The organism is Metabacillus niabensis, assembly GCF_902829255.1.
In the GTDB taxonomy this organism is placed as follows: Bacteria; Bacillota; Bacilli; order Bacillales; family Bacillaceae; genus Metabacillus; species Metabacillus niabensis.
This window is the reverse complement of record NZ_CADEPK010000199.1, coordinates 1-18,407: the sequence shown is the minus strand read 5'-3', so window position 1 is coordinate 18,407 and position 18,407 is coordinate 1. Positions and strand designations below refer to the sequence as shown.

Genomic DNA, 18,407 nt, shown 5'->3' with positions numbered 1-18,407 from the left:
AAAATTCATGGTAAGGGTTCCTCCTAGGATTTTGAGTTAGAGTGGTGTCTATACTCATATCTTACTGAGGAGCCCTATTTTTATCAAAGCTTAAAAATAACGATCTACAGGAATGCTAACCTGCCCCTTTAGTTTAGGAAGAAATGCGATATTTCGATAATTGAAGTATGCATTTTATAGTTCAAGTGAAAATTAGCTTTACTACATTCAAAACCACTCACATTCATTTTTAACATGCTTGTTATTTTTTGTGATCAATTAGAGTACTAATTAAAGATTTAACTAAAATCTAAGATGCCTACTCAGGATAGGAGAAAATTAACAGTATTAACTATCACAATCTATTACTAGAGCTGTATAAAAATCAACTATGGAATAACCTCTAAATATTGTTAAAATAAATACAAAGCTGTAACGTTAAGCACTCTAAAAAAACACAATAGTGTTCAAGATAAATTTTATCCATACCAATAAAACATTCTAAAAAACGGAACTGGAAACCTCCCAGCTTTATCATAGAAAGGGATGTTTCTAACAGAGTATAGAGAGAGGATTTTTTTATGTTTAAAGGAAAAGCACGTTCCATTACTATCAGCTTGCTAGCAGCTTATACCGTTTTGATGCTTTACTTCTTGTATTTCGGCTTTGACAGAACAAGTCATATTGATAACGCTGGGTATATGTACAATTTCATACCAAGTGAGATTCCTTTATATTCGCCAATAGGAAAAGACCTTCACATTTGGTTTTTTAACTTTGCTAACTTCGCAGCCTTTATACCTTATGGGATTTTCATTCCCCTGTTGTTTCGAAGCAGTTTTTTACGATTTATTAGTATATTTTGTATATCCATTTTGGTGCTTGAAGCTATACAAATGGTCACACATTTGGGGAGTTTTGATATTGATGATGTTCTTACGAATACATTAGGTGCTGCGGTCGGATTTTGTGCACAAAAACTTGTGGCAGGGTCGAAAGATACAGTGAAGGGCATGAGTAAAGTTTTCACCATAGCAATCCTTCTTTCAATTGGTACAATTGTATTGGTTGAGGGAATGAATCATTTTTTTAAAGATGCATCAAAAGTTGAAGCAGGCAGAGAAATCGGGTTGCATGAACTCACATTGAAGGAAGGCTCTGTTTCTTGGGACGCAAATCTCACCAGTTTTGAAGTTGCGCATCAAAAGGTGGAACCAAAAATCAATTTATATAGTAGAGAAAATCCTAGAACTAATACGTTTACTTTGCAATTGGATGGAAAGTATTTAAAAATTTCAGGCTATAGCGCTATTCCAGACGATGTAAGCCATGGTGCAAGCGCGATCACGTTTATCTTAGATGGGAAAGAAATTGATACAAGCTCATATGCAGTAAATGGAGCAGAACGAAGTAATGAGAATTATTTTGAAACGGACATACGAGGTGCGAAAGAGCTTACAGTGAAGATTATCAATGTAGACGAAAATCCGAATACAAATGTTTTATTGTGGGATGTAACTCTTACGGAAATAAAGAACTGATGAGCAGAAGTGGATGCCACTATATTGTCTATACTGCTGCGGAGTTTACACCAAACAAGGATGTGCCATATCCACTGAATAGCATTAGAATAAGACGTGTAAAGCACAATTAATTCAACTAAACAAGAGTCGAAAAACGTCTAAAACCCTTGATGGATAGGGATTTAGACGTTTTTTTAGATAGATGGAACTAACATGGATAATCGATCAAAAAGAATCAAGTCCCATTCTTCAGTGTACTGTAGGGTGAAAATGAAGATTAGGATAAGACGTTAGAAAGAAATACTTTATCATACATCAACAGTACATCTAACCTCACCAAACAAACTTAGATGGAGGCACTTTATAATATTTTTTAAACGCTTTAGAGAAGCTGTAAGGATCAGGGTAGCCGAGCATACTTGCAATTTGCTGGATTGAATAGCGTTTAAGGTACAATAATTCTCGGGCACGATTCATTTTTAATTGATAAATGTAACGTCCCGGTGTTAGACCAATCGATTGCTTAAAATATGTGATAAAATACTTCTCTGACATACCAGCTACATCAGCAATCTCTTCAACGCGAAGAGGTTGATGAAGGTGTTCATGGATATAATCGAATACAGGCTGAAGCTTAACAAAATCCATGGTTACTTTCTGATTAGTTGGGTCATGCGTGAATTGCCCTCGATATTGTTTAAGACCGTACTGTTCTATAATTTTAGCAATTAAAATCGTCAAACAACCCTTCAAACGAATCTCTGACATGGGAGCATTACGTTTATATTGGTTATACGTCTCTAAAAAAAGGTGAATCTCCTCTTCAACAAGCGTACTACTAATAATGCCAGAAAGCTGAAAATTGTCTAATATCCGAAGATGATCCCCAAGACTAAATTCGAAGTGTGTGAATATAAATTTGCAACCAGTACCTAAGGTTGTAGCTGTATAGGCAATTTGTGGAGTGAAAAGAATCAAATCTCCCTCAGAAGCGAGATACACCTCTTCTTTGATACGAATTTCAATCTGTCCTTCTTGAATGCACCATAAGTCATAATCCTTATGTTGTCTTCTCTCAATCCAACTATTACGATGTGCAACATCATTACAAGAATTTATTCCGAGCTTGATGAGCTCTGAAAGTTCGTTGAAAATATCTAAGCTATTCATCGCTAAAAACATCTCCCCCATACTTTTAGACAAATTATTGATACTTTTAGACATTTTATTATTTGTTTATTATATCATATGAAATTCTAAGGATTATCTAATCGTACTTTTTGACATGAAGTGATTACTCTCTTACATTTCTAATCATGTAACTGCTATCTATAATTGGGATATTAAAAGTATTGGAGGGGATTTCGATTACAATTCAGAAGCCTAATTTAGTCGTGTTAAGAGCAGGGAGTTTGTTTTTCGGTCGCCAGTGTATTTGGTAAATGATTCATTCAAAACCTTTAAACAAAGGTACTTTAACTTTACTAGATACAAATGAAGAACGATTAAAGATATTGGTCAATTTAACGCAAATGGTTATTGATGCTAAATCAAGTAGATTTGAGGAATGAGGGATCCGTTGACCATAGCTGGTTCTTCAAGATGCGGATTTTGTTGTAGAGGATATGATACCGCCATTATCAATTTGATATGATTCCTGAGCATTGGTATGTAAAGGAGCTTTATAAACATCTAAATACAGCATGACACGTGTTGTTACACATTTGCACCTCGGTCTTTAGCCTTTACTTGACTTATGATTCATTCGAACCAAGTTTTTAAGGTAAATATGAAAGGGAGGTCTGCTTAACATGATGAAGGAAATGAAAACGCTATCGGGATTATTCCTGCTTCTACTATTTTTACTATTAGTTGTTGGGTGTTCTGGTAAAGAGACAGCTAGTGAAGGAGAGAAAGACAAAGAAATTGAACTAAAGGATCCAGAGGACGTAGGATATCCAGATGAAATAACGTATTGGACAGAGTTAGTTCCTAATGTGGCAGCAACTTCAAAAAGCCTAAACGATGTAGCGGCATATCAAGAGCTAGAAAAGATTACGGGTACAAAGGTTGAGTTTAAACATCCATCAGGGGAAGGTTCGGATATTACAGAACAGTTTAACCTGATGGTTGCATCTGGAAAGTTACCTGATGTGATTGAGTATAATTGGCGGACTGTTCCAAATGGTCCTGATCAGGCGATTGAAGCGGGTACAATCATACGCTTGAATGAATTGATCGAGCACTATGCACCAAATCTAACTAAATATTTAAATGAAAACCCAGAAGTTAAGAAAATGGTGACAACCGATGAAGGGAATATTTATACGTTTCCATTCCTTCGTGGTGATGAATCACTAATGGTATTTTTGGGTATGATCATCCGTCAAGATTGGCTGGACAAACTGAATTTAGAAGTACCAACAACGATTAGTGAATGGGAGGAAGTCTTAACAGCCATTAAAAATGGAGACCCTAACGGTAATGGTAAGGCAGATGAAATTCCCCCTATTGTTCAGCTTAATGATTTTAAGTATATAGGAGCGTTTGTTGGAGCGTATGGAATTCATGCTCAATTCTATAACGACAATGGGACTGTCAAATATGGGGCGATTCAACCGGAATTTAAAGACTTTTTAACAACGATGAATAGTTGGTATGAGAAAGGATTACTCGACCCCGATTTTTCTGCAGTTGATTTTAAGTTAATGGATGCCAAGGTAACAAATGATCAACTTGGTAGTTTCTTTGGCTTTAGTGGTGGGGGAATTGGAAAATATACAGGGTTAATGGAAGAGAAGAATCCTGACTTTAAGCTTATCCCTGCGCCGAATCCTAGCCTTAAAGAAGGGGAAAAGGCAGCAACAGGTCATCTAGAGCATGCATATTCAGGTATGCATAGTGCTGCGATTTCAGGTACAGCTGAGAATCCGGAGGAAATTGTGAAATGGCTTGATTATGCCTACTCAGAGGAAGGCCATATGCTCTTTAACTTTGGGATTGAAGGAAAAAGCTATGAAATGATAGACGGAAACCCTACTTACACAGAGGAAATTACGAATAATCCAGATGGTTTGCCAATGACACAAGCTTTAGGAAAATATATAAGAGCATCTTATGGTGGACCGCTTATTCAAGATAAACGTTATTTGGAACAATACTATGAATTACCTGAACAAAAGGATGCGGTTAAGATATGGGGGGAAACAGCAGAGAATAAAATTAATATGCCTCCAACTACGCTAAATGTTGAAGAAAGTGAAGAATTTAACTCCATTATGAGTGACATCAACACGTATTATGATGAAACAGTTATCAATTTCATCATGGGTGAAGAACCGCTGGATCATTTTGATGATTTCGTTGAGACATTAAAAGGAATGGGGATTGAAAGAGCAATTGAACTTCAACAAGCTGCTTTAGACCGTTATATGGAAAGATAATTTCGTGTTTCTGCTGTTGTGTTGAGAGACCCTCAACGCAACAGCATTTTAAACATCCATATATGATGGAGAAAGGGGTGGAGTAATGGCGAAATTGGAAAAGGAAGCTACAGCGTTTAACTCAGAGACGAAAAGTAGCTTAAACACAAAATTTGCTAGCTTCATAGAGAATGTCATCAAAGATTTCAAAAGAAACAAAGTGATCTATTTAATGGTTTCTCCGGTGGTCCTCTATTATATTATCTTCCAGTATGGACCTATGTATGGGTTGCAAATTGCTTTCAAAGATTACTCACCAGTCCTTGGTTTTCTTGGAAGTCCGTGGGTAGGCTTTGATCACTTTATAGAATTTTTTAATAGTTACTATTTTTGGAGACTTTTAACTAATACCATTCTTCTTAGCCTTTATAGCTTGCTTTTTGCCTTTCCTGCAGGAATCATTCTGGCTTTATTACTTAATGAAGTGAAGGGCAGAATATTTAAACGAACCGTTCAAACGATTACCTACATGCCTCACTTTGTCTCATTGGTCGTTATCGTCGGTATCTTATTTGATTTCACAGCAAGAGACGGTGTGGTAAATAGTTTATTAGTATCTTTATTTGGCATTGAACCGATTGCTTTTATGAGAGAGGCAGAATGGTTTAGAACCCTTTTTATCGGATCAGACATTTGGCAGAATGTTGGTTGGAGTTCGATTATTTTTCTTGCGGCGATGTCTAATATTGATCCAGCATTGTATGAAGCTGCAAAGATGGATGGTGCCGGTCGCTTTAAACAAATGATTCATATTACTTTACCGGGAATTATGCCAACAATTGTTATCTTGTTAATCTTGCTTATTGGAAAGTTCATGACAGTTGGTGATGAGAAAATCTTATTAATGTATAACCCGACAACCTATGAAACGGCTGATGTAATCGGAACCTATGTATACAGAAAAGGGATTCTGGAGAGCAACTTCAGCTACAGTGCTGCTGTTGGTCTATTTAAGGCAGTTATCGCCTTTACGTTACTGATCATAGCTAACGGTATCGCAAGAAAAGTTGGAGACACCAAATTGTGGTAGGAGGGATCCATGATGAAAAAGACACTGGGAGAGCGTTTATTTGATTATGTGAATATACTATTTCTCGTTAGTTTATCAATCATAACGCTATACCCACTACTTTATATTTTATTTGCATCCGTGAGTGATCCCACTTATGTTGCCCAAAATAGAGGGATCATGCTTGCCCCAAAGGATTTCACCCTTGAAGCATATACATTGGTATTTAAAAACCCAATGATTGTGACGTCTTACCTTAACACGTTATTTTATGTAGTGATTGGTACAACTCTCAATATTTTCCTAACATCTTTAGGTGCCTATGCGCTTTCTAGAAAAAATGTCATGTGGGCTAACTTGATCATGTTTATGATTGTTTTCACGATGTTTTTCGAAGGAGGACTTATTCCTTCTTACTTGCTTGTCAGTGAGTTGAATATGATTGATACTCGTTGGGCGTTAATTTTCCCAACAGCAGTAAGTGCGTTTAACCTCATTATCATGCGTACTGCCTTCCAAGGAATACCGGCCAGCTTAGAAGAGTCAGCTCGTATTGATGGTGCAAATGACTTTACGATTCTTTTTAAAATCATTCTGCCACTGTCACTACCTGTCGTCTCTGTTATGATTCTCTTCTATGGTGTATATCATTGGAATTCATGGTTCCCTGCGATGATCTATTTGCAGGATAGGGAGCTTTTTCCGGTTCAGCTCATCCTACGTGAAATTTTAATTGCAAACGACACAAGCAGCATGACATCAGGAGTTGGTACAGTGGATGCTATTCCGATTGGGGAGACTGTAAAGTACGCGACTATCGTTGTGGCAACATTACCAATTCTATGTTTATACCCTTTCCTACAAAAGTATTTTGTTAAGGGTGTCATGATAGGTGGAATAAAAGGGTAATAGATTTTCTTTCTTACAAAAGTTGGTTGATATGTACTAATTCTAAGGGAAAAGGATTGTTAAGAGACTTGAAGAAGTAAATTCAATTTTGACAGGAAAGAATGATCATTCCTTAAATTAATAGTGATTATTAAAAAGGCGCATGAACTTAAAAAGTTTGCGCCTATTTTGTTTGCTGAAGTTCTATTGTACTTACGTAAGTATCTCCAATAAAAGTATCCATTGTAGTAGTATAGGCAAACTTTGAACTTAATAGAATTAAATTCCCTCAGAAATTTGGAAAACACCTAGTGAAATACTAATTTCCATCCGTCATTCTTAAAAGGATTTTGCTGACATAACACTGTCCATTGTTAATCTCCCAACTTTTAGACATACACTTGTTAAACTATTACACCAATTGAACTTATGTGTATGATCGAATGTTACTATTTGACATGAAGTGCTTACTCTCTAGCATTCCATATTTGTATCGGTTTTCTATAATTGTAGATAACGAATCTTATGGAGGACAATTATGAATACGAGATTATTTCAAAATCACTATGTACGTAAAGAAATCCCTCTTGATCCTGTCTGGGATTTTCATACTCTAAATTCAGAGGAGGAAAAACAGGAGAAATTCAACATGCTTGTTCCGGGTTGCTGGGAGAGCAATCCTAGGCTTTCGTCTTATAAAGGAAAAGCGGTTTATTCTAAAAAGGTAACCTTCGGCGGTAATGCCCGTCTGGTATTCAAAGGAGTCAGCCACACGGCATATATCTACTTGGACAAGAAACAGGTTGGATACCATTATAATGCCTATACAGAATTTAGCGTATTATTAGAGGATATCCCCTATGGTGAGCATTTGTTGGAGGTTAAGGTAGATAATTCTTTTCACGAGGAATCTGCTTTGCATGTGAGCAATGATTATTATTCATATGGTGGAATTACGCGTCCAGTTGTAATGGAAGAAATAGGTCAAATGTTTATTGAAAATGTCCACTTTATCCCATATCAGGAAAATGGGAAATGGTATGCATCCATCAGTGCCGCAGTAAGGAATCTTTCCAGTGAGCAAAAGAACGTAACGGTGAACATTAATATCGGAGATGAGGAGGTATCCTTTTCTGAGAAACTTCTTCAGCCTAATGCGAAAACACAATTGAAGGGAACCTTTGAATTTCCTTTTGCTATTCCATATACATTGGAAAATCCTAACTTGTATATGATGCATGCTATGCTTTTGGAGAATGATAAAGTTGTGGATGATATCATAGACAGAGTAGGCTTTCGTGAAATAAAAGTGGACGGAAAGGATATTTTGTTTAATGATGAAAAAGTGATCATTAAAGGTGTAAACCGCCATGAAGATTATGCGGAATTTGGATGTGCGATTCCGATTGAGGCCATGTATCGTGATATCGAAATCATTAAATCATTAGGTGCAAACTGCATTCGTACTAGCCATTATCCTAATGATGAACGTTTTCTGGATTTGTGTGATGAAAATGGAATCCTAGTGTGGGAGGAATCTCATGCAAGAGGATTAAGTGAAAAACAGATGAGACACAAAAACTTTGAAAAACAAAGTTTGGATTGCATTAAAGAGATGATCGAAAATCATATAAACCATCCATCGATCTATGTATGGGGGATTTTAAATGAATGTGTGAGTAACACAGAGTTCGGAAGGTCATGTTATGCCAAGCAGTTTGAGCTTATAAAGAGTCTCGATCCAAGCCGTCCGGTATCCTTCGCCAGCCTTGAAGCACATATAGGCTCAGATTTGTGCCTGGATTTGGTTGATATTGTATCATTTAATATCTATCCCGGCTGGTACCATGATACACCAGTAAAAGATTCTTTGAACACTCTTAAAAAATTCGTTAATAGTACTGGTGGGGCAGGTAAACCTTTACTGATTAGTGAAATAGGAGCGGGCGCAATCTATGGTCATAGAAGTAATAATCAGGAAAAGTGGACGGAAGAATACCAGGCGTATGCTTTAGAGGAACAAGTATCGTCCATTTTATCCGATGACGATTTAAGTGGTGTAATCATCTGGCAGTATGCAGATTGCAGGGTAGACAAGGGCTGGTTTCATGGAAGGCCAAAATCCCGAAATAATAAGGGATTAGTAGATATTTATCGACGAGAAAAGCTTGCTTATCATAAGGTGAAGGAACTATTCCATTCCTATCAGAAGTAGTGATTGTAGATGGATGAATGTGCTTCAAAGAAAAGGGCTCAATCCTAATTAGAAAAGCGGATTGAGCCTTCTTGAGTGGATAGTCTCCCCAACTACCCCAACTACCTGGAGGTGCTAAAAAAGTCTATCAATAGAAAATCACCTAAATTTACTTTTTAGGGGATTTCTAAAGAACCAAACTGCGGAGTTAATAGAACCAAACTTCTCCACGAAATCTATAAAACTAAGATGGTTACGATATAAACATAGCAGCTTTGAACAACTGCAATAGTAGGAAACAATGGTTATCTTCCTGTATTCCCATTACTTCGCTTTTCAGAACTATGTCCTTAAAAGCGCCCACCGGCTGCGGATCCTTTTGGAGAGATGCGTTCAATCTCCTTAAGATCTTCCTTCGATAGATTAACTTGAAGGGCGCCGAGGTTTTCCTGCACTCTGTCCAGCCTCTTCGACCCAGGAATAGGGACGATTTGATCGCCCTGCGCCAGCAGCCAAGCAAGCGAAAGTTGAGCGGTAGTGCAGCCTTTTTGTTTAGCCATTTCTTCGATGAGAGAAACGACCTCCAAATTTTTAGTGAAGTTCTCACCTTGGAACCGCTCATAGTTGCGGCGATAATCGTCCTCTGGTAAATCTTCGTACTTCTTGATTTGACCGGTTAAAAAGCCCCGACCAAGTGGACTGTAAGGGACGAAGCCGATCACTAATTTCTTCAGCAGCGGCAGAACCTCATCCTCCACCTCTCTGCTCCACAGTGAATATTCGGTTTCCACCGCGGTGATTGGATGTACAGCATGAGCCCTGCGAATCTCATCGGCTGACGGTTCAGACAGGCCGATATAACGAATCTTCCCTTCCTTTACTAAATCAGCCATAGTTCCGACTGTTTCTTCAATCGGTGTATTTGGATCAACCCTATGCTGATAATACAGGTCGATATAATCTAGACCTAGATGATACAAGCTTGCATCTACGGACTTTTTAATATATGCGGAATCGCCTTTCACTCCTTGAGTATGTGTTAATCCAAACTTTGTCGCAATCACGACCTCATCCCGGCGCGATTTGAGCGCCCGTCCAACTAGTTTCTCATTGACTCCGAACCTCTGTTGCTCAAATTCTCCGTAAATATCCGCAGTATCGAACATCGTTACTCCTAAATCCAACGCACCCTGGATTGTCTTCACCGACTCTTCATTATTGGGCATCATCATCGTGCCTAGACCTAGGGCTGACACTTCCAGTCCTAAGTTTCCAAGTTTTCGCTTCTGCATTATGGCCACCTCTCTCCTAATAGTTCACAATGTTATTACTCTCTTAGGATAGATGTTAGAGCATTATCTAAGTCAAGCTATATATGAGATTATAAAATAAAACAAATTTAAACATATTACTTCTTACTATGTTTCTTTGTATACAAGTGTAAAATTATTAGTGTGTTATATTAAAAATAGAGTAAATATCATTACAAAAAGTACGTAAAACTATATATTTATATTAATGTAACTCTAACTATTTATGGGGGGATATGTAAGTATGAAATATACTATTAAAGATGTTTCAGAAAAAACAGGGATAACATCTCATACGCTTCGCTTCTATGAAAAACAAGGAGTACTGCCTTATGCAGAACGAAATGAAAACGGAATCCGCTTGTATGATGAGTCAAGTATTGATTGGATAGAAACTATTTTAGCGCTTCGTTCAACTGGTATTCCCTTAGCTGAAATAAGAGAATACGTTGAATTGCATAAAGATGGGGACCAAACTCTGCAACAACGAAAACAAATAATGGTGGAACACAAACAAAGAATTGAGAAACAAATGCTTCAGTTAATTAAAACTCTAGAAAAAATCAACTATAAGATGGCATTGTATGACATGCAATTAAAGGACCTGGAAAAGTGTAAACTGTGACTTTAATAACGTGCTAACAAAGCAATGGGACATCTAGCCTTAAGATTTATAATGGATAATGGTTAATAACAGGGGTGGAAGTTGGTCTCTTCCTTGTGGTGCATTTGAACTGGGGAAACATTAGAACAGGCAGCTCAGGAGAATAAAGTAGAAACAGGTTTGATCACAAGGCTATCCTTTTTACTACGAAGCTTACGCCAAAATTATACATAAAGCCAAAAAATCGCAAACAGGATATAGAAGAAAATCCAGCTTGCGATTTTTTGTCATCGTTCCTTCTATAAATAAACTACACTACAGGTCTAATCACCATTTCATTCACATCAACATTCGTCGGCTGTTCGATTGCATAAGCAATTGCCCGGGCAATGGAAGAAGCTGGTAGGGCGATACGACGGTATTCTTTCATGAATTCCCTCGCCTCGGTATCTGAAATGCTTTCGGCTAGCTCTGATTCTGTTACACCTGGTGATACGAGGGTCACTCGGATGCCTTGCCCCGCAACCTCTTGCCGCAAACCATCTGTTATTGCCTTCACGGCATATTTCGTTGCACAGTACACGGCTGCTGTAGGGGTAACCTCGTAGGCGCCGATCGATGCTAGATTGATAACATGTCCAAATCCTTGTTCCTTCATGACAGGAAGACCTGCAGCAATGCCATGGAGAACGCCACGAATATTAACATCAATCATGCGGTTCCATTCTTCAATCTTTAAGGCTTCCAAAGGAGAGAGTGGCATGACGCCTGCATTGTTGACAATTGCGTCCACTCGTCCAAATCGGCTCATAGCTACCTCGATAATTGCTTGCATCTGTTCCAAATCGGTCACATCGAGTTGTTGAACAACGACAGAGCCTCCATCTGCACGAATGTCAGATGCCAGGGCTTCTAATCTTTCCAATCGTCGTGCTCCAATAACAGTATGAGCACCTTGACTTGCGAGTAGACGTGCTGTCGTTTCACCAATTCCACTACTTGCTCCTGTAATAATCACTACTTTTCCATTAAGTACAGACATTATTTCTTGCTCCCTTCACTTTGTTCTTCACGATATAGCACCATACCTGCGTGGTACAGCACTCCATCGACAAAATCACCGTCAGCTGTAAAGCCAGTATCATCGACATATTCGATATGATTGCCTTTGACGGTATAGCTTCCTTGATAGGCGCTTTGGCGATTTCCGCGAGCTTCGTCGTATCGTCCATTCGGCAGCAGCTCGTGGCGAATATAACCATCTGAGGTCACCCACATGCCGACATATGGATGCGAATGAGCTTGTTCTATATTCATTTCTCTATCTCCTTTCATGTTTAAGTGGAGGTTGGCATCTTGGCAAGATTGTAATGCCAAGAGGTTAAACAGTAGAACGGGTACCAATGTTTTCTGCAATTTGTTAACCTCCAATTGAAATGGATGATGACAGCTTTATTATGAAGTGATATGAAGTTAGGGTGGTAGCCGGAAGATCCACAATCATTGCCTAATCCTCCAAAAGACTATAGAATAAAAGCAAATGTTAGAGATACAGTTACAGGAAGAGATGGAGGAGTATTCCATGGAGCAGAACAAGGATCTAGTTGAGTTAATGGAGAGATTTGTCAAAACGGATGGGACACATGAAACAGCGATCCCAGGCTTGCGCTTTATCCGAACATCCGAGGTTTCTGAACCGATTCATACCGTTTACGAGCCATCTCTATGTGTGGTCGCACAAGGTACAAAGGTCGTCATGCTAGGGGAGGAAAGCTATAGATATGATTCGGCTAGTTATTTGACAGCTTCGGTTCATTTGCCGATTGCGGGGCAGGTCGTAAAGGCAACAGCCGAGGAACCATATTTAAGTGTGCATTTACAGCTTGATATGAGACAAATACTCGAGGTTATTCAATCGCTCAATCAAGAGGTGCCATACCGCTCTTCAGGACGAGGTCTTGTCATCAATCCGATCAGTGACTCGCTTCTCGACGCGATTTTACGGCTTATTCGACTGCTAGAGACTCCAGACGATATTCCTGTGCTTTACACCTCTATTATTCGGGAAATCATTTACCGGGTTTTGCAAAATGACCAAAATGATACATTGAAGCATTTTGCACTCGTTGGTAGCCAAGCACAGCGAATTGCTAAGGTAATTGAACTGCTGAACCGTGAGTTTGCGAAGCCCTTGAAGGTGGAGGGATTGGCAAAGGAAGCGAGAATGAGCCCTTCATCCTTGTACAATTATTTTAAGGAAATAACAGGCATGAGCCCGATCCAATACCAGAAACAGCTACGCCTTCAGGAAGCGCGCCGACTCCTATTAACGGAAAATGTAGAAGCAGCCGAAGCAGCGTTTCAGGTAGGGTATGAAAGTCCATCCCATTTCAGTCGGGAATATAGCCGAAAGTTCGGATTGCCCCCTAAGAGAGACTTACAACGTATGCGAGAAGCGTTTTTATAAAAAAATTTGAAGTTTAAAAGAATACTAGACAAAAAGATGAATTAAAAACACTATTCTATTGATAAAAGGAGATTATTTCCTTGGGTAAAGCGATATTTTTTAATATTCCCGCACATGGTCATACAAATCCGACGCTCGCTTTAGTAAGAGAGTTGATTGATCAAGGGGAAGAAGTATTATATTACTCGTTTCCTGATTTAAAGGAAAAAATTGAAGAAACAGGTGCTACATATATGCCTTATAGCATTGAGCGTTTAGAGGATACCAATTATACAGAAGAACAGCTGAAATACTTTCCGATCGTTTTTCGGGTTTGTATCGAAAGCACCGCAACCATGTTGGAGTTTTTATTAAACGAGGTAGACAGAGAAAAACCAGACTATATTATTCATGATTCATTAGCAACATGGGGGAAATACGTAGGTCAAATTAAACAGATTCCAACCATTTGTTCCACAACAACCTTCCCATTTCACGAATCCTTCTTAAATATGCCAAAAGAGTTTTTCAATTTAATCCTTCAATTTGCAAGAGGGGATTTAAAGCATTTAGTGAAGGCATTATCGATTCAGCATCGTTTATGCAAAAAGTACAACATAAAGAAGCCTCCGCTTTTAGATGCATTAGCGAGCAAAGAAAAATTAAATATTGTCTATACTGCTGCGGAATTTACCCCAAACGGAGATGTGTTTGATGACACGTATTGTTTTGCTGGCCCTTCAATTTCGGATCGAGGAGAAGGGGAAAAAGTCACATTACCGATAAGCGAAAAGCCCGTCGTGTATATTTCGTTAGGGAGTATCTTTGGTGAGAATAAAAAATTTTATGAAGATTGTTTTCACGCATTCAAAGATATCGAGGCAACATTTGTCTTATCTTTAGGAAATAAAATGAAGGAAACGGATTTTTCTTTTGTACCAGAAAACTTTATTCTTTATGATTTTGTGAATCAAATTGATTTGCTGCAAAAGGTGGACATCTTTGTCACACATGGAGGGATGAACAGTGCCCAAGAAGGCTTGTATTTTAAAGTCCCCTTAATTCTTTATCCTCAACAACAGGAGCAGGAAATGATTGCACAGCAGGTGGAACGGTTAGGGTGTGGTATTCATTTAAAAGAGTGTAATTCAGATACATTGAAGCAATCTTTATTGAAGCTACTAAATAATGAAGAATATAAACAAAGAAGTGAGGAATTTGGGACTCTTTTGCAAGAAAAAGGGGGGTACAAACGAGCGGCTGTTGAGATTATGAGCTTTTATAAGCAGAAAGTATAGGGACGATTCTTCTGCTTCCTTATTGGAGGCGAGAGAACGTCCTTGTTTTTTAGGTCTAAAGTCTACTCCGAACAATCAAAAATGAGAGAAAATAACGATGTAATGGCTGGGAAAATTAGATAAGATGTATTTGTTAAATTTTTCTATATCTACATAATAAGAATTCTAGCTTCCTAGATTTTCGTTATAGAAAGGAGTAGACTCTAATTAAAGACAAGATATTAGATGCACAGGCTTTTCATCAAGGGATTGAGAGATTACTCAGTAGCTTAGATACATATGAAAGACAATTACAGCATATTGAGAAATCAATAAAAGCATTTACTTCACTAGATGAATCATTCAAAGGAAGCGGAGGACAAGCAATTCGTAGCTTCTACCAGGAATTCCACCTGCCTTTTCTATCGTTTTTAGGTGATACAATTGGAAGATACAAGGCTAAGTTAAAGGTGATGAACTATGCATTATCTACGGTAGAATCCTCACAATCCGGCTTCATCCGCCAAAGCTTTTTAGATAATGAGTTAGAGCATGGACTAAGAAAAGTCGAAAACCTAACAAAGGATTTAACAGATGAAGTAAATCATGCTCTCCGTCGAATATCTGATATTATGTCAGTCCCAACAATACGTGACGACGAATTCATCTATAAAGTAAGGCAAGCGATGAAGCATAAGGACAATACCATTGAAAGACTCCAACAATTCGACCAACGCCAAACATACACGTTACATACGATTGATCAAGATTTCACTAAGCTGAAAAACTGTGTTCATGACATTCAGGCGATGTTTAAAAGCAAGCAAATAAAGATAACAACCTTTAAAGCAAACCAATTGTCAGATATAGAGCCATATCGTGATATAAGAGCTAGATTAGAATACGAAGAGGCTGTTCACTTAATAAAGGAAAAACTAATTGACCTCTATCATAAAGCGATTGATACGAATTATGCGGAGCTATTGCTTGAAGCATTTCATGAGGTTTTTCCAGGCTTCTCTTCGAAGGCAAAGGTATCGTCTACTATAGAAAAGAATGACTTATCACATCTTCCAAAAGATGTTGCTGATAAGTATAAGGACTCTCCTGAGTTAACGGAAGAGCAAACGAAAAACCTTCAAAACTATCTTAAAGGTATTCAAAGTGGAGAAATTGAAGGGAATATGGATGAAGACTTCCATGTGAACAGCGATGATTATGCCCTTGAGCATAATATTTTCGGAAGACCCTTAGGTGGAGGAAAGCCTGAAATTGATGATAAGTTAGTTGCGGGGGCAGAGTTTGTTTTTGATTTTTTCATAGGTGATGATGTCAATACGGTATTGGATTCGGAAGCTAGTTTGCAGGATCGGATTCTTGCGGGGATTTCGATTGTACCAGCAGGGAAGGTTTTGAAATTAGCGCGTAAGATTAAGAATGTTGATAAGGTTGTGGATGGTGGGAAGGATGTAAAAGGTGTTAATAAGGGTAAAGGTAATGATATAGCAAAAGAACCATTTGTACCTGATGAATATTGGAGGAAGAAAGCACCACAAAATGCTACTCCAGGTTCAAAAATAGACCATTACAGGGATTATAATGGTAAAACAGAAAAATCAACTGTAATTTATGATAACTTTGGTAGACAGAAATATCGGATTGACCATTCAGACCACAGTATGCCAAAAGACCATTCAGTTCCACATTTACATGAATATAAATATGGGCCTGGGTACCATCCTGAGAAAGGGATGGAATTTAGATATAATTTTTGGAGGATAAAGTAATGATGAAAGAGTGGTATGTAGGAACAGAATTGGAAAAGAAAATTCCTAATTTTAAATCAACAAATGTTAAGTATATTACAGATTTCCATTATTATATTGGTTATAATTCTTATTATGACCAAGTGTCATTCTTAGAAATAGACTTTCTATTAGAAGTGGATAACAGAAAATTCACTTTGAAAATGAAGTTTAATGATGTTTCTTCTCTTGATTTATTAGGATTTGGAAACAATTACAATCAATTAATGGGTTTTAAAATTAATAATTTAAGTGCGAGTGGCTATGAACAAAATAAGAAATATTTAGTAGAAGATTATGAGAACAACATGATTAAGTTTTATTGTGCAGGTTTAGAAGTGTTGTCAATAGATGAAACAGAATAAAGGAAATAACTATTTAATGTAGAATTTGGACGGCTACCCTATTGTTAGCCTTCCTTTTTTAGTTTATAGGGGTGGAGTGCCGAATTAAACTCTTGTTATTGATCGAATAGAAACATGAAATTTTTACAAATTTTATCGTGAGTACAATAACTGTAAATTATATGCCCTATTTAATTTAATGTACATCCTGAAAATAATTACAAAATTATCAGTTACCAATAAAAGAATGGACGACAAATAATTTAATTGAGGAATAAAAAGATATGATATTTAAATTTAGTCAGTTGAAATTTTGGACGGTTCTTCTGCTTCAAAAATGGAAGCAGGGGAATCGTCCCTTTGTTTAATATCACGAGTATTCTTAGTAATTGATTACACGGAGCTATTACTTGAAGCCTTTTATGAGGTTTTTTCAGGGCTTCTCTTCGAAGGCAAAGGTATCATCAACTATAGAAAAGAATGACTTATACATCTTTCAAAAGATGTTGCCGATAAATATAAAGACTCTCCTTAAAGGTATTCAAAGTGGAGAAATTGAAGGGAATATGGATGAAGACTTCCATGTGAACAGCGATGATTATGCCCTTGAGCATAATATTTTCGGAAGACCCTTGGGTGGAGGAAAGCCTGAAATTGATGATAAGTTAGTTGCTGGGTCAGAGTTTGTTTTTGATTTTTTCATAGGTGATGATGTCAATACGGTATTGGATTCGGAAGCTAGATTGCAGGATCGGATTCTTGCGGGGATTTCGATTGTACCAGCTGGGAAGGTTTTGAAATTAGCGCGTAAGATTAAGAATGTTGATAAGGTTGTGGATGGTGGGAAGGATGTAAAAAAGGGTATTAAGGGTACGGATGAACTTAATGATATTATAAAAAACGGTAAAAAAATGCCCAAACATAGTGAAGTCAAAAATAAGAATAGCTTACCTGGAAAAGGAGAGCCTAATTCTTCAATAGATTTGCTAAATCCTAACGGAACTGTTAAACAAAGAAGGTACTATGATGAAAATGGAAGAGCAAAAGAAGATATAGATTTCAATCATCCTGACGATGGAACCCATACATTTCCTCATAGACACAAATGGGATTGGTCTAAAACCTCCTAGACAAAAACCAGAATAAGGAGAATAACTGATGGATACAATTCACGATAGTAAAATTTTAAATTATCAAATAGATTTTGAGAGTTCAAAAATAGAAGTAAAAGTAGTGATCGAAAAAAAACAAGTAAAAATTTTGTTCGAAGATTTTTTTGCTTTTCATTTTGAAGATCAGCTACCTGATAGCATTCTTTTGGATATAGTTGAAGGAGATGTTAATTCGTTTGCTTTAGATAATAAAGAATTGTTAGATAAATCAAAAGATTATTCTTGGCCAATGGATTATGAGTATGTAGAGGATATGATTAATTATATTAAAGAGAATAGTTATAAATACTACAAAGTACAAGCTTCATATGGATTAAATGGATGGATTCTTGCTAAAAGGGTGCTCATTGAATAATAATTTATCTATATATTCT

16 protein-coding genes are annotated in these 18,407 nt (G+C 37.4%); 12 read left to right on the top strand and 4 right to left on the bottom strand.

The genetic code is table 11. From position 1 onward, the window contains the following. The first annotated feature begins 560 nt into the window (after positions 1 to 560). Positions 561 to 1,520, top strand: coding sequence for a VanZ family protein (locus tag HU235_RS13260; protein WP_174880508.1), 960 nt, complete (start codon positions 561 to 563; stop codon positions 1,518 to 1,520). Between the two features lie 315 nt (positions 1,521 to 1,835). On the opposite strand, the gene HU235_RS13255 is transcribed toward HU235_RS13260, so the two are convergent. Then, positions 1,836 to 2,672 carry a helix-turn-helix domain-containing protein gene (locus HU235_RS13255; protein ID WP_233452221.1) on the bottom strand — a complete coding sequence of 279 codons (837 nt, stop codon included), beginning with the start codon at positions 2,670 to 2,672 and terminating at the stop codon, positions 1,836 to 1,838. A 641-nt stretch (positions 2,673 to 3,313) separates the two neighbouring features. On the opposite strand from HU235_RS13255, the gene HU235_RS13250 reads away from it, so the two are divergent. The 4 genes from HU235_RS13250 (at position 3,314) to HU235_RS13235 (ending at position 9,096) form a co-directional block, all read left to right on the top strand. Then, entirely contained in the window at positions 3,314 to 4,945 is a 1,632-nt protein-coding gene (locus HU235_RS13250) for an extracellular solute-binding protein (protein WP_307190568.1), read from the top strand. Positions 4,946 to 5,030: 85 nt separating this feature from the next. Further along, positions 5,031 to 6,014 (top strand): ABC transporter permease, encoded by a 984-nt coding sequence (locus tag HU235_RS13245; RefSeq protein ID WP_174880506.1) that lies wholly within the window; start codon positions 5,031 to 5,033, stop codon positions 6,012 to 6,014. Between the two features lie 9 nt (positions 6,015 to 6,023). Then, positions 6,024 to 6,902, top strand: a complete 879-nt coding sequence (locus tag HU235_RS13240) for a carbohydrate ABC transporter permease (protein WP_174880505.1) — start codon at positions 6,024 to 6,026, stop codon at positions 6,900 to 6,902. Positions 6,903 to 7,419: 517 nt separating this feature from the next. Then, complete coding sequence (locus HU235_RS13235; RefSeq protein WP_174880504.1) at positions 7,420 to 9,096, top strand: glycoside hydrolase family 2 protein; 1,677 nt, start codon at positions 7,420 to 7,422, stop codon at positions 9,094 to 9,096. Positions 9,097 to 9,425: 329 nt separating this feature from the next. Here HU235_RS13235 and HU235_RS13230 read toward each other — a convergent pair whose 3' ends face one another. Beyond that, positions 9,426 to 10,367, bottom strand: coding sequence for an aldo/keto reductase (locus HU235_RS13230; protein WP_174880503.1), 942 nt, complete (start codon positions 10,365 to 10,367; stop codon positions 9,426 to 9,428). A gap of 262 nt (positions 10,368 to 10,629) precedes the next feature. Between HU235_RS13230 and HU235_RS13225 the strand changes: the two genes are divergently transcribed. Continuing rightward, positions 10,630 to 11,010, top strand: a complete 381-nt coding sequence (locus HU235_RS13225) for a MerR family transcriptional regulator (protein WP_174880502.1) — start codon at positions 10,630 to 10,632, stop codon at positions 11,008 to 11,010. A 289-nt stretch (positions 11,011 to 11,299) separates the two neighbouring features. Here HU235_RS13225 and HU235_RS13220 read toward each other — a convergent pair whose 3' ends face one another. Both HU235_RS13220 and HU235_RS13215 read right to left on the bottom strand, forming a co-directional pair. Continuing rightward, entirely contained in the window at positions 11,300 to 12,031 is a 732-nt protein-coding gene (locus tag HU235_RS13220) for an SDR family oxidoreductase (protein WP_174880501.1), read from the bottom strand. Further along, the gene (locus tag HU235_RS13215) at positions 12,031 to 12,306 is read right to left on the bottom strand and encodes an Atu4866 domain-containing protein (RefSeq protein WP_174880510.1); all 276 of its coding nucleotides are present in this window, start codon (positions 12,304 to 12,306) and stop codon (positions 12,031 to 12,033) included. Before HU235_RS13215 ends, HU235_RS13220 begins: the two co-directional genes overlap by 1 nt. 265 nt (positions 12,307 to 12,571) lie before the next feature. Here HU235_RS13215 and HU235_RS13210 point away from each other — a divergent pair, with 265 nt between their 5' ends. The 6 genes from HU235_RS13210 to HU235_RS13185 all read left to right on the top strand — a co-directional run bounded on the left by HU235_RS13210 (position 12,572) and on the right by HU235_RS13185 (position 18,388). Continuing rightward, on the top strand, positions 12,572 to 13,456 hold the full coding sequence (locus HU235_RS13210; RefSeq protein ID WP_174880500.1) for an AraC family transcriptional regulator: 885 nt from the start codon (positions 12,572 to 12,574) through the stop codon (positions 13,454 to 13,456). 80 nt (positions 13,457 to 13,536) lie between these two features. Further along, positions 13,537 to 14,733: a macrolide family glycosyltransferase gene (locus tag HU235_RS13205; protein ID WP_174880499.1), complete on the top strand. Its 1,197-nt coding sequence runs from the start codon at positions 13,537 to 13,539 to the stop codon at positions 14,731 to 14,733. A 206-nt stretch (positions 14,734 to 14,939) separates the two neighbouring features. Further along, on the top strand, positions 14,940 to 16,499 hold the full coding sequence (locus tag HU235_RS13200; RefSeq protein WP_174880509.1) for an LXG domain-containing protein: 1,560 nt from the start codon (positions 14,940 to 14,942) through the stop codon (positions 16,497 to 16,499). Next, entirely contained in the window at positions 16,499 to 16,882 is a 384-nt protein-coding gene (locus HU235_RS13195; protein ID WP_174880498.1) for a hypothetical protein, read from the top strand. Before HU235_RS13200 ends, HU235_RS13195 begins: the two co-directional genes overlap by 1 nt. A 401-nt stretch (positions 16,883 to 17,283) precedes the next feature. Beyond that, complete coding sequence (locus HU235_RS13190) at positions 17,284 to 17,991, top strand: hypothetical protein (protein WP_174880497.1); 708 nt, start codon at positions 17,284 to 17,286, stop codon at positions 17,989 to 17,991. 28 nt (positions 17,992 to 18,019) lie between these two features. Further along, positions 18,020 to 18,388 carry a hypothetical protein gene (locus HU235_RS13185; protein ID WP_174880496.1) on the top strand — a complete coding sequence of 123 codons (369 nt, stop codon included), beginning with the start codon at positions 18,020 to 18,022 and terminating at the stop codon, positions 18,386 to 18,388. Positions 18,389 to 18,407 lie beyond the last annotated feature (19 nt).

Bases quoted from the DNA above. Each gene is read 5' to 3' on its own strand.
- HU235_RS13215 (WP_174880510.1), bottom strand. From the start codon at position 12,306: ATGAATATAGAACAAGCTCATTCGCATCCATATGTCGGCATGTGGGTG.
- HU235_RS13220 (WP_174880501.1), bottom strand. From the start codon at position 12,031: ATGTCTGTACTTAATGGAAAAGTAGTGATTATTACAGGAGCAAGTAGT.
- HU235_RS13230 (WP_174880503.1), bottom strand. From the start codon at position 10,367: ATGCAGAAGCGAAAACTTGGAAACTTAGGACTGGAAGTGTCAGCCCTA.
- HU235_RS13190 (WP_174880497.1), top strand. From the start codon at position 17,284: ATGAGGTTTTTTCAGGGCTTCTCTTCGAAGGCAAAGGTATCATCAACT.
- HU235_RS13245 (WP_174880506.1), top strand. From the start codon at position 5,031: ATGGCGAAATTGGAAAAGGAAGCTACAGCGTTTAACTCAGAGACGAAA.
- HU235_RS13260 (WP_174880508.1), top strand. From the start codon at position 561: ATGTTTAAAGGAAAAGCACGTTCCATTACTATCAGCTTGCTAGCAGCT.
- HU235_RS13225 (WP_174880502.1), top strand. From the start codon at position 10,630: ATGAAATATACTATTAAAGATGTTTCAGAAAAAACAGGGATAACATCT.
- HU235_RS13185 (WP_174880496.1), top strand. From the start codon at position 18,020: ATGGATACAATTCACGATAGTAAAATTTTAAATTATCAAATAGATTTT.
- HU235_RS13195 (WP_174880498.1), top strand. From the start codon at position 16,499: ATGATGAAAGAGTGGTATGTAGGAACAGAATTGGAAAAGAAAATTCCT.
- HU235_RS13210 (WP_174880500.1), top strand. From the start codon at position 12,572: ATGGAGCAGAACAAGGATCTAGTTGAGTTAATGGAGAGATTTGTCAAA.
- HU235_RS13250 (WP_307190568.1), top strand. From the start codon at position 3,314: ATGATGAAGGAAATGAAAACGCTATCGGGATTATTCCTGCTTCTACTA.
- HU235_RS13255 (WP_233452221.1), bottom strand. From the start codon at position 2,672: ATGAATAGCTTAGATATTTTCAACGAACTTTCAGAGCTCATCAAGCTC.
- HU235_RS13235 (WP_174880504.1), top strand. From the start codon at position 7,420: ATGAATACGAGATTATTTCAAAATCACTATGTACGTAAAGAAATCCCT.
- HU235_RS13240 (WP_174880505.1), top strand. From the start codon at position 6,024: ATGATGAAAAAGACACTGGGAGAGCGTTTATTTGATTATGTGAATATA.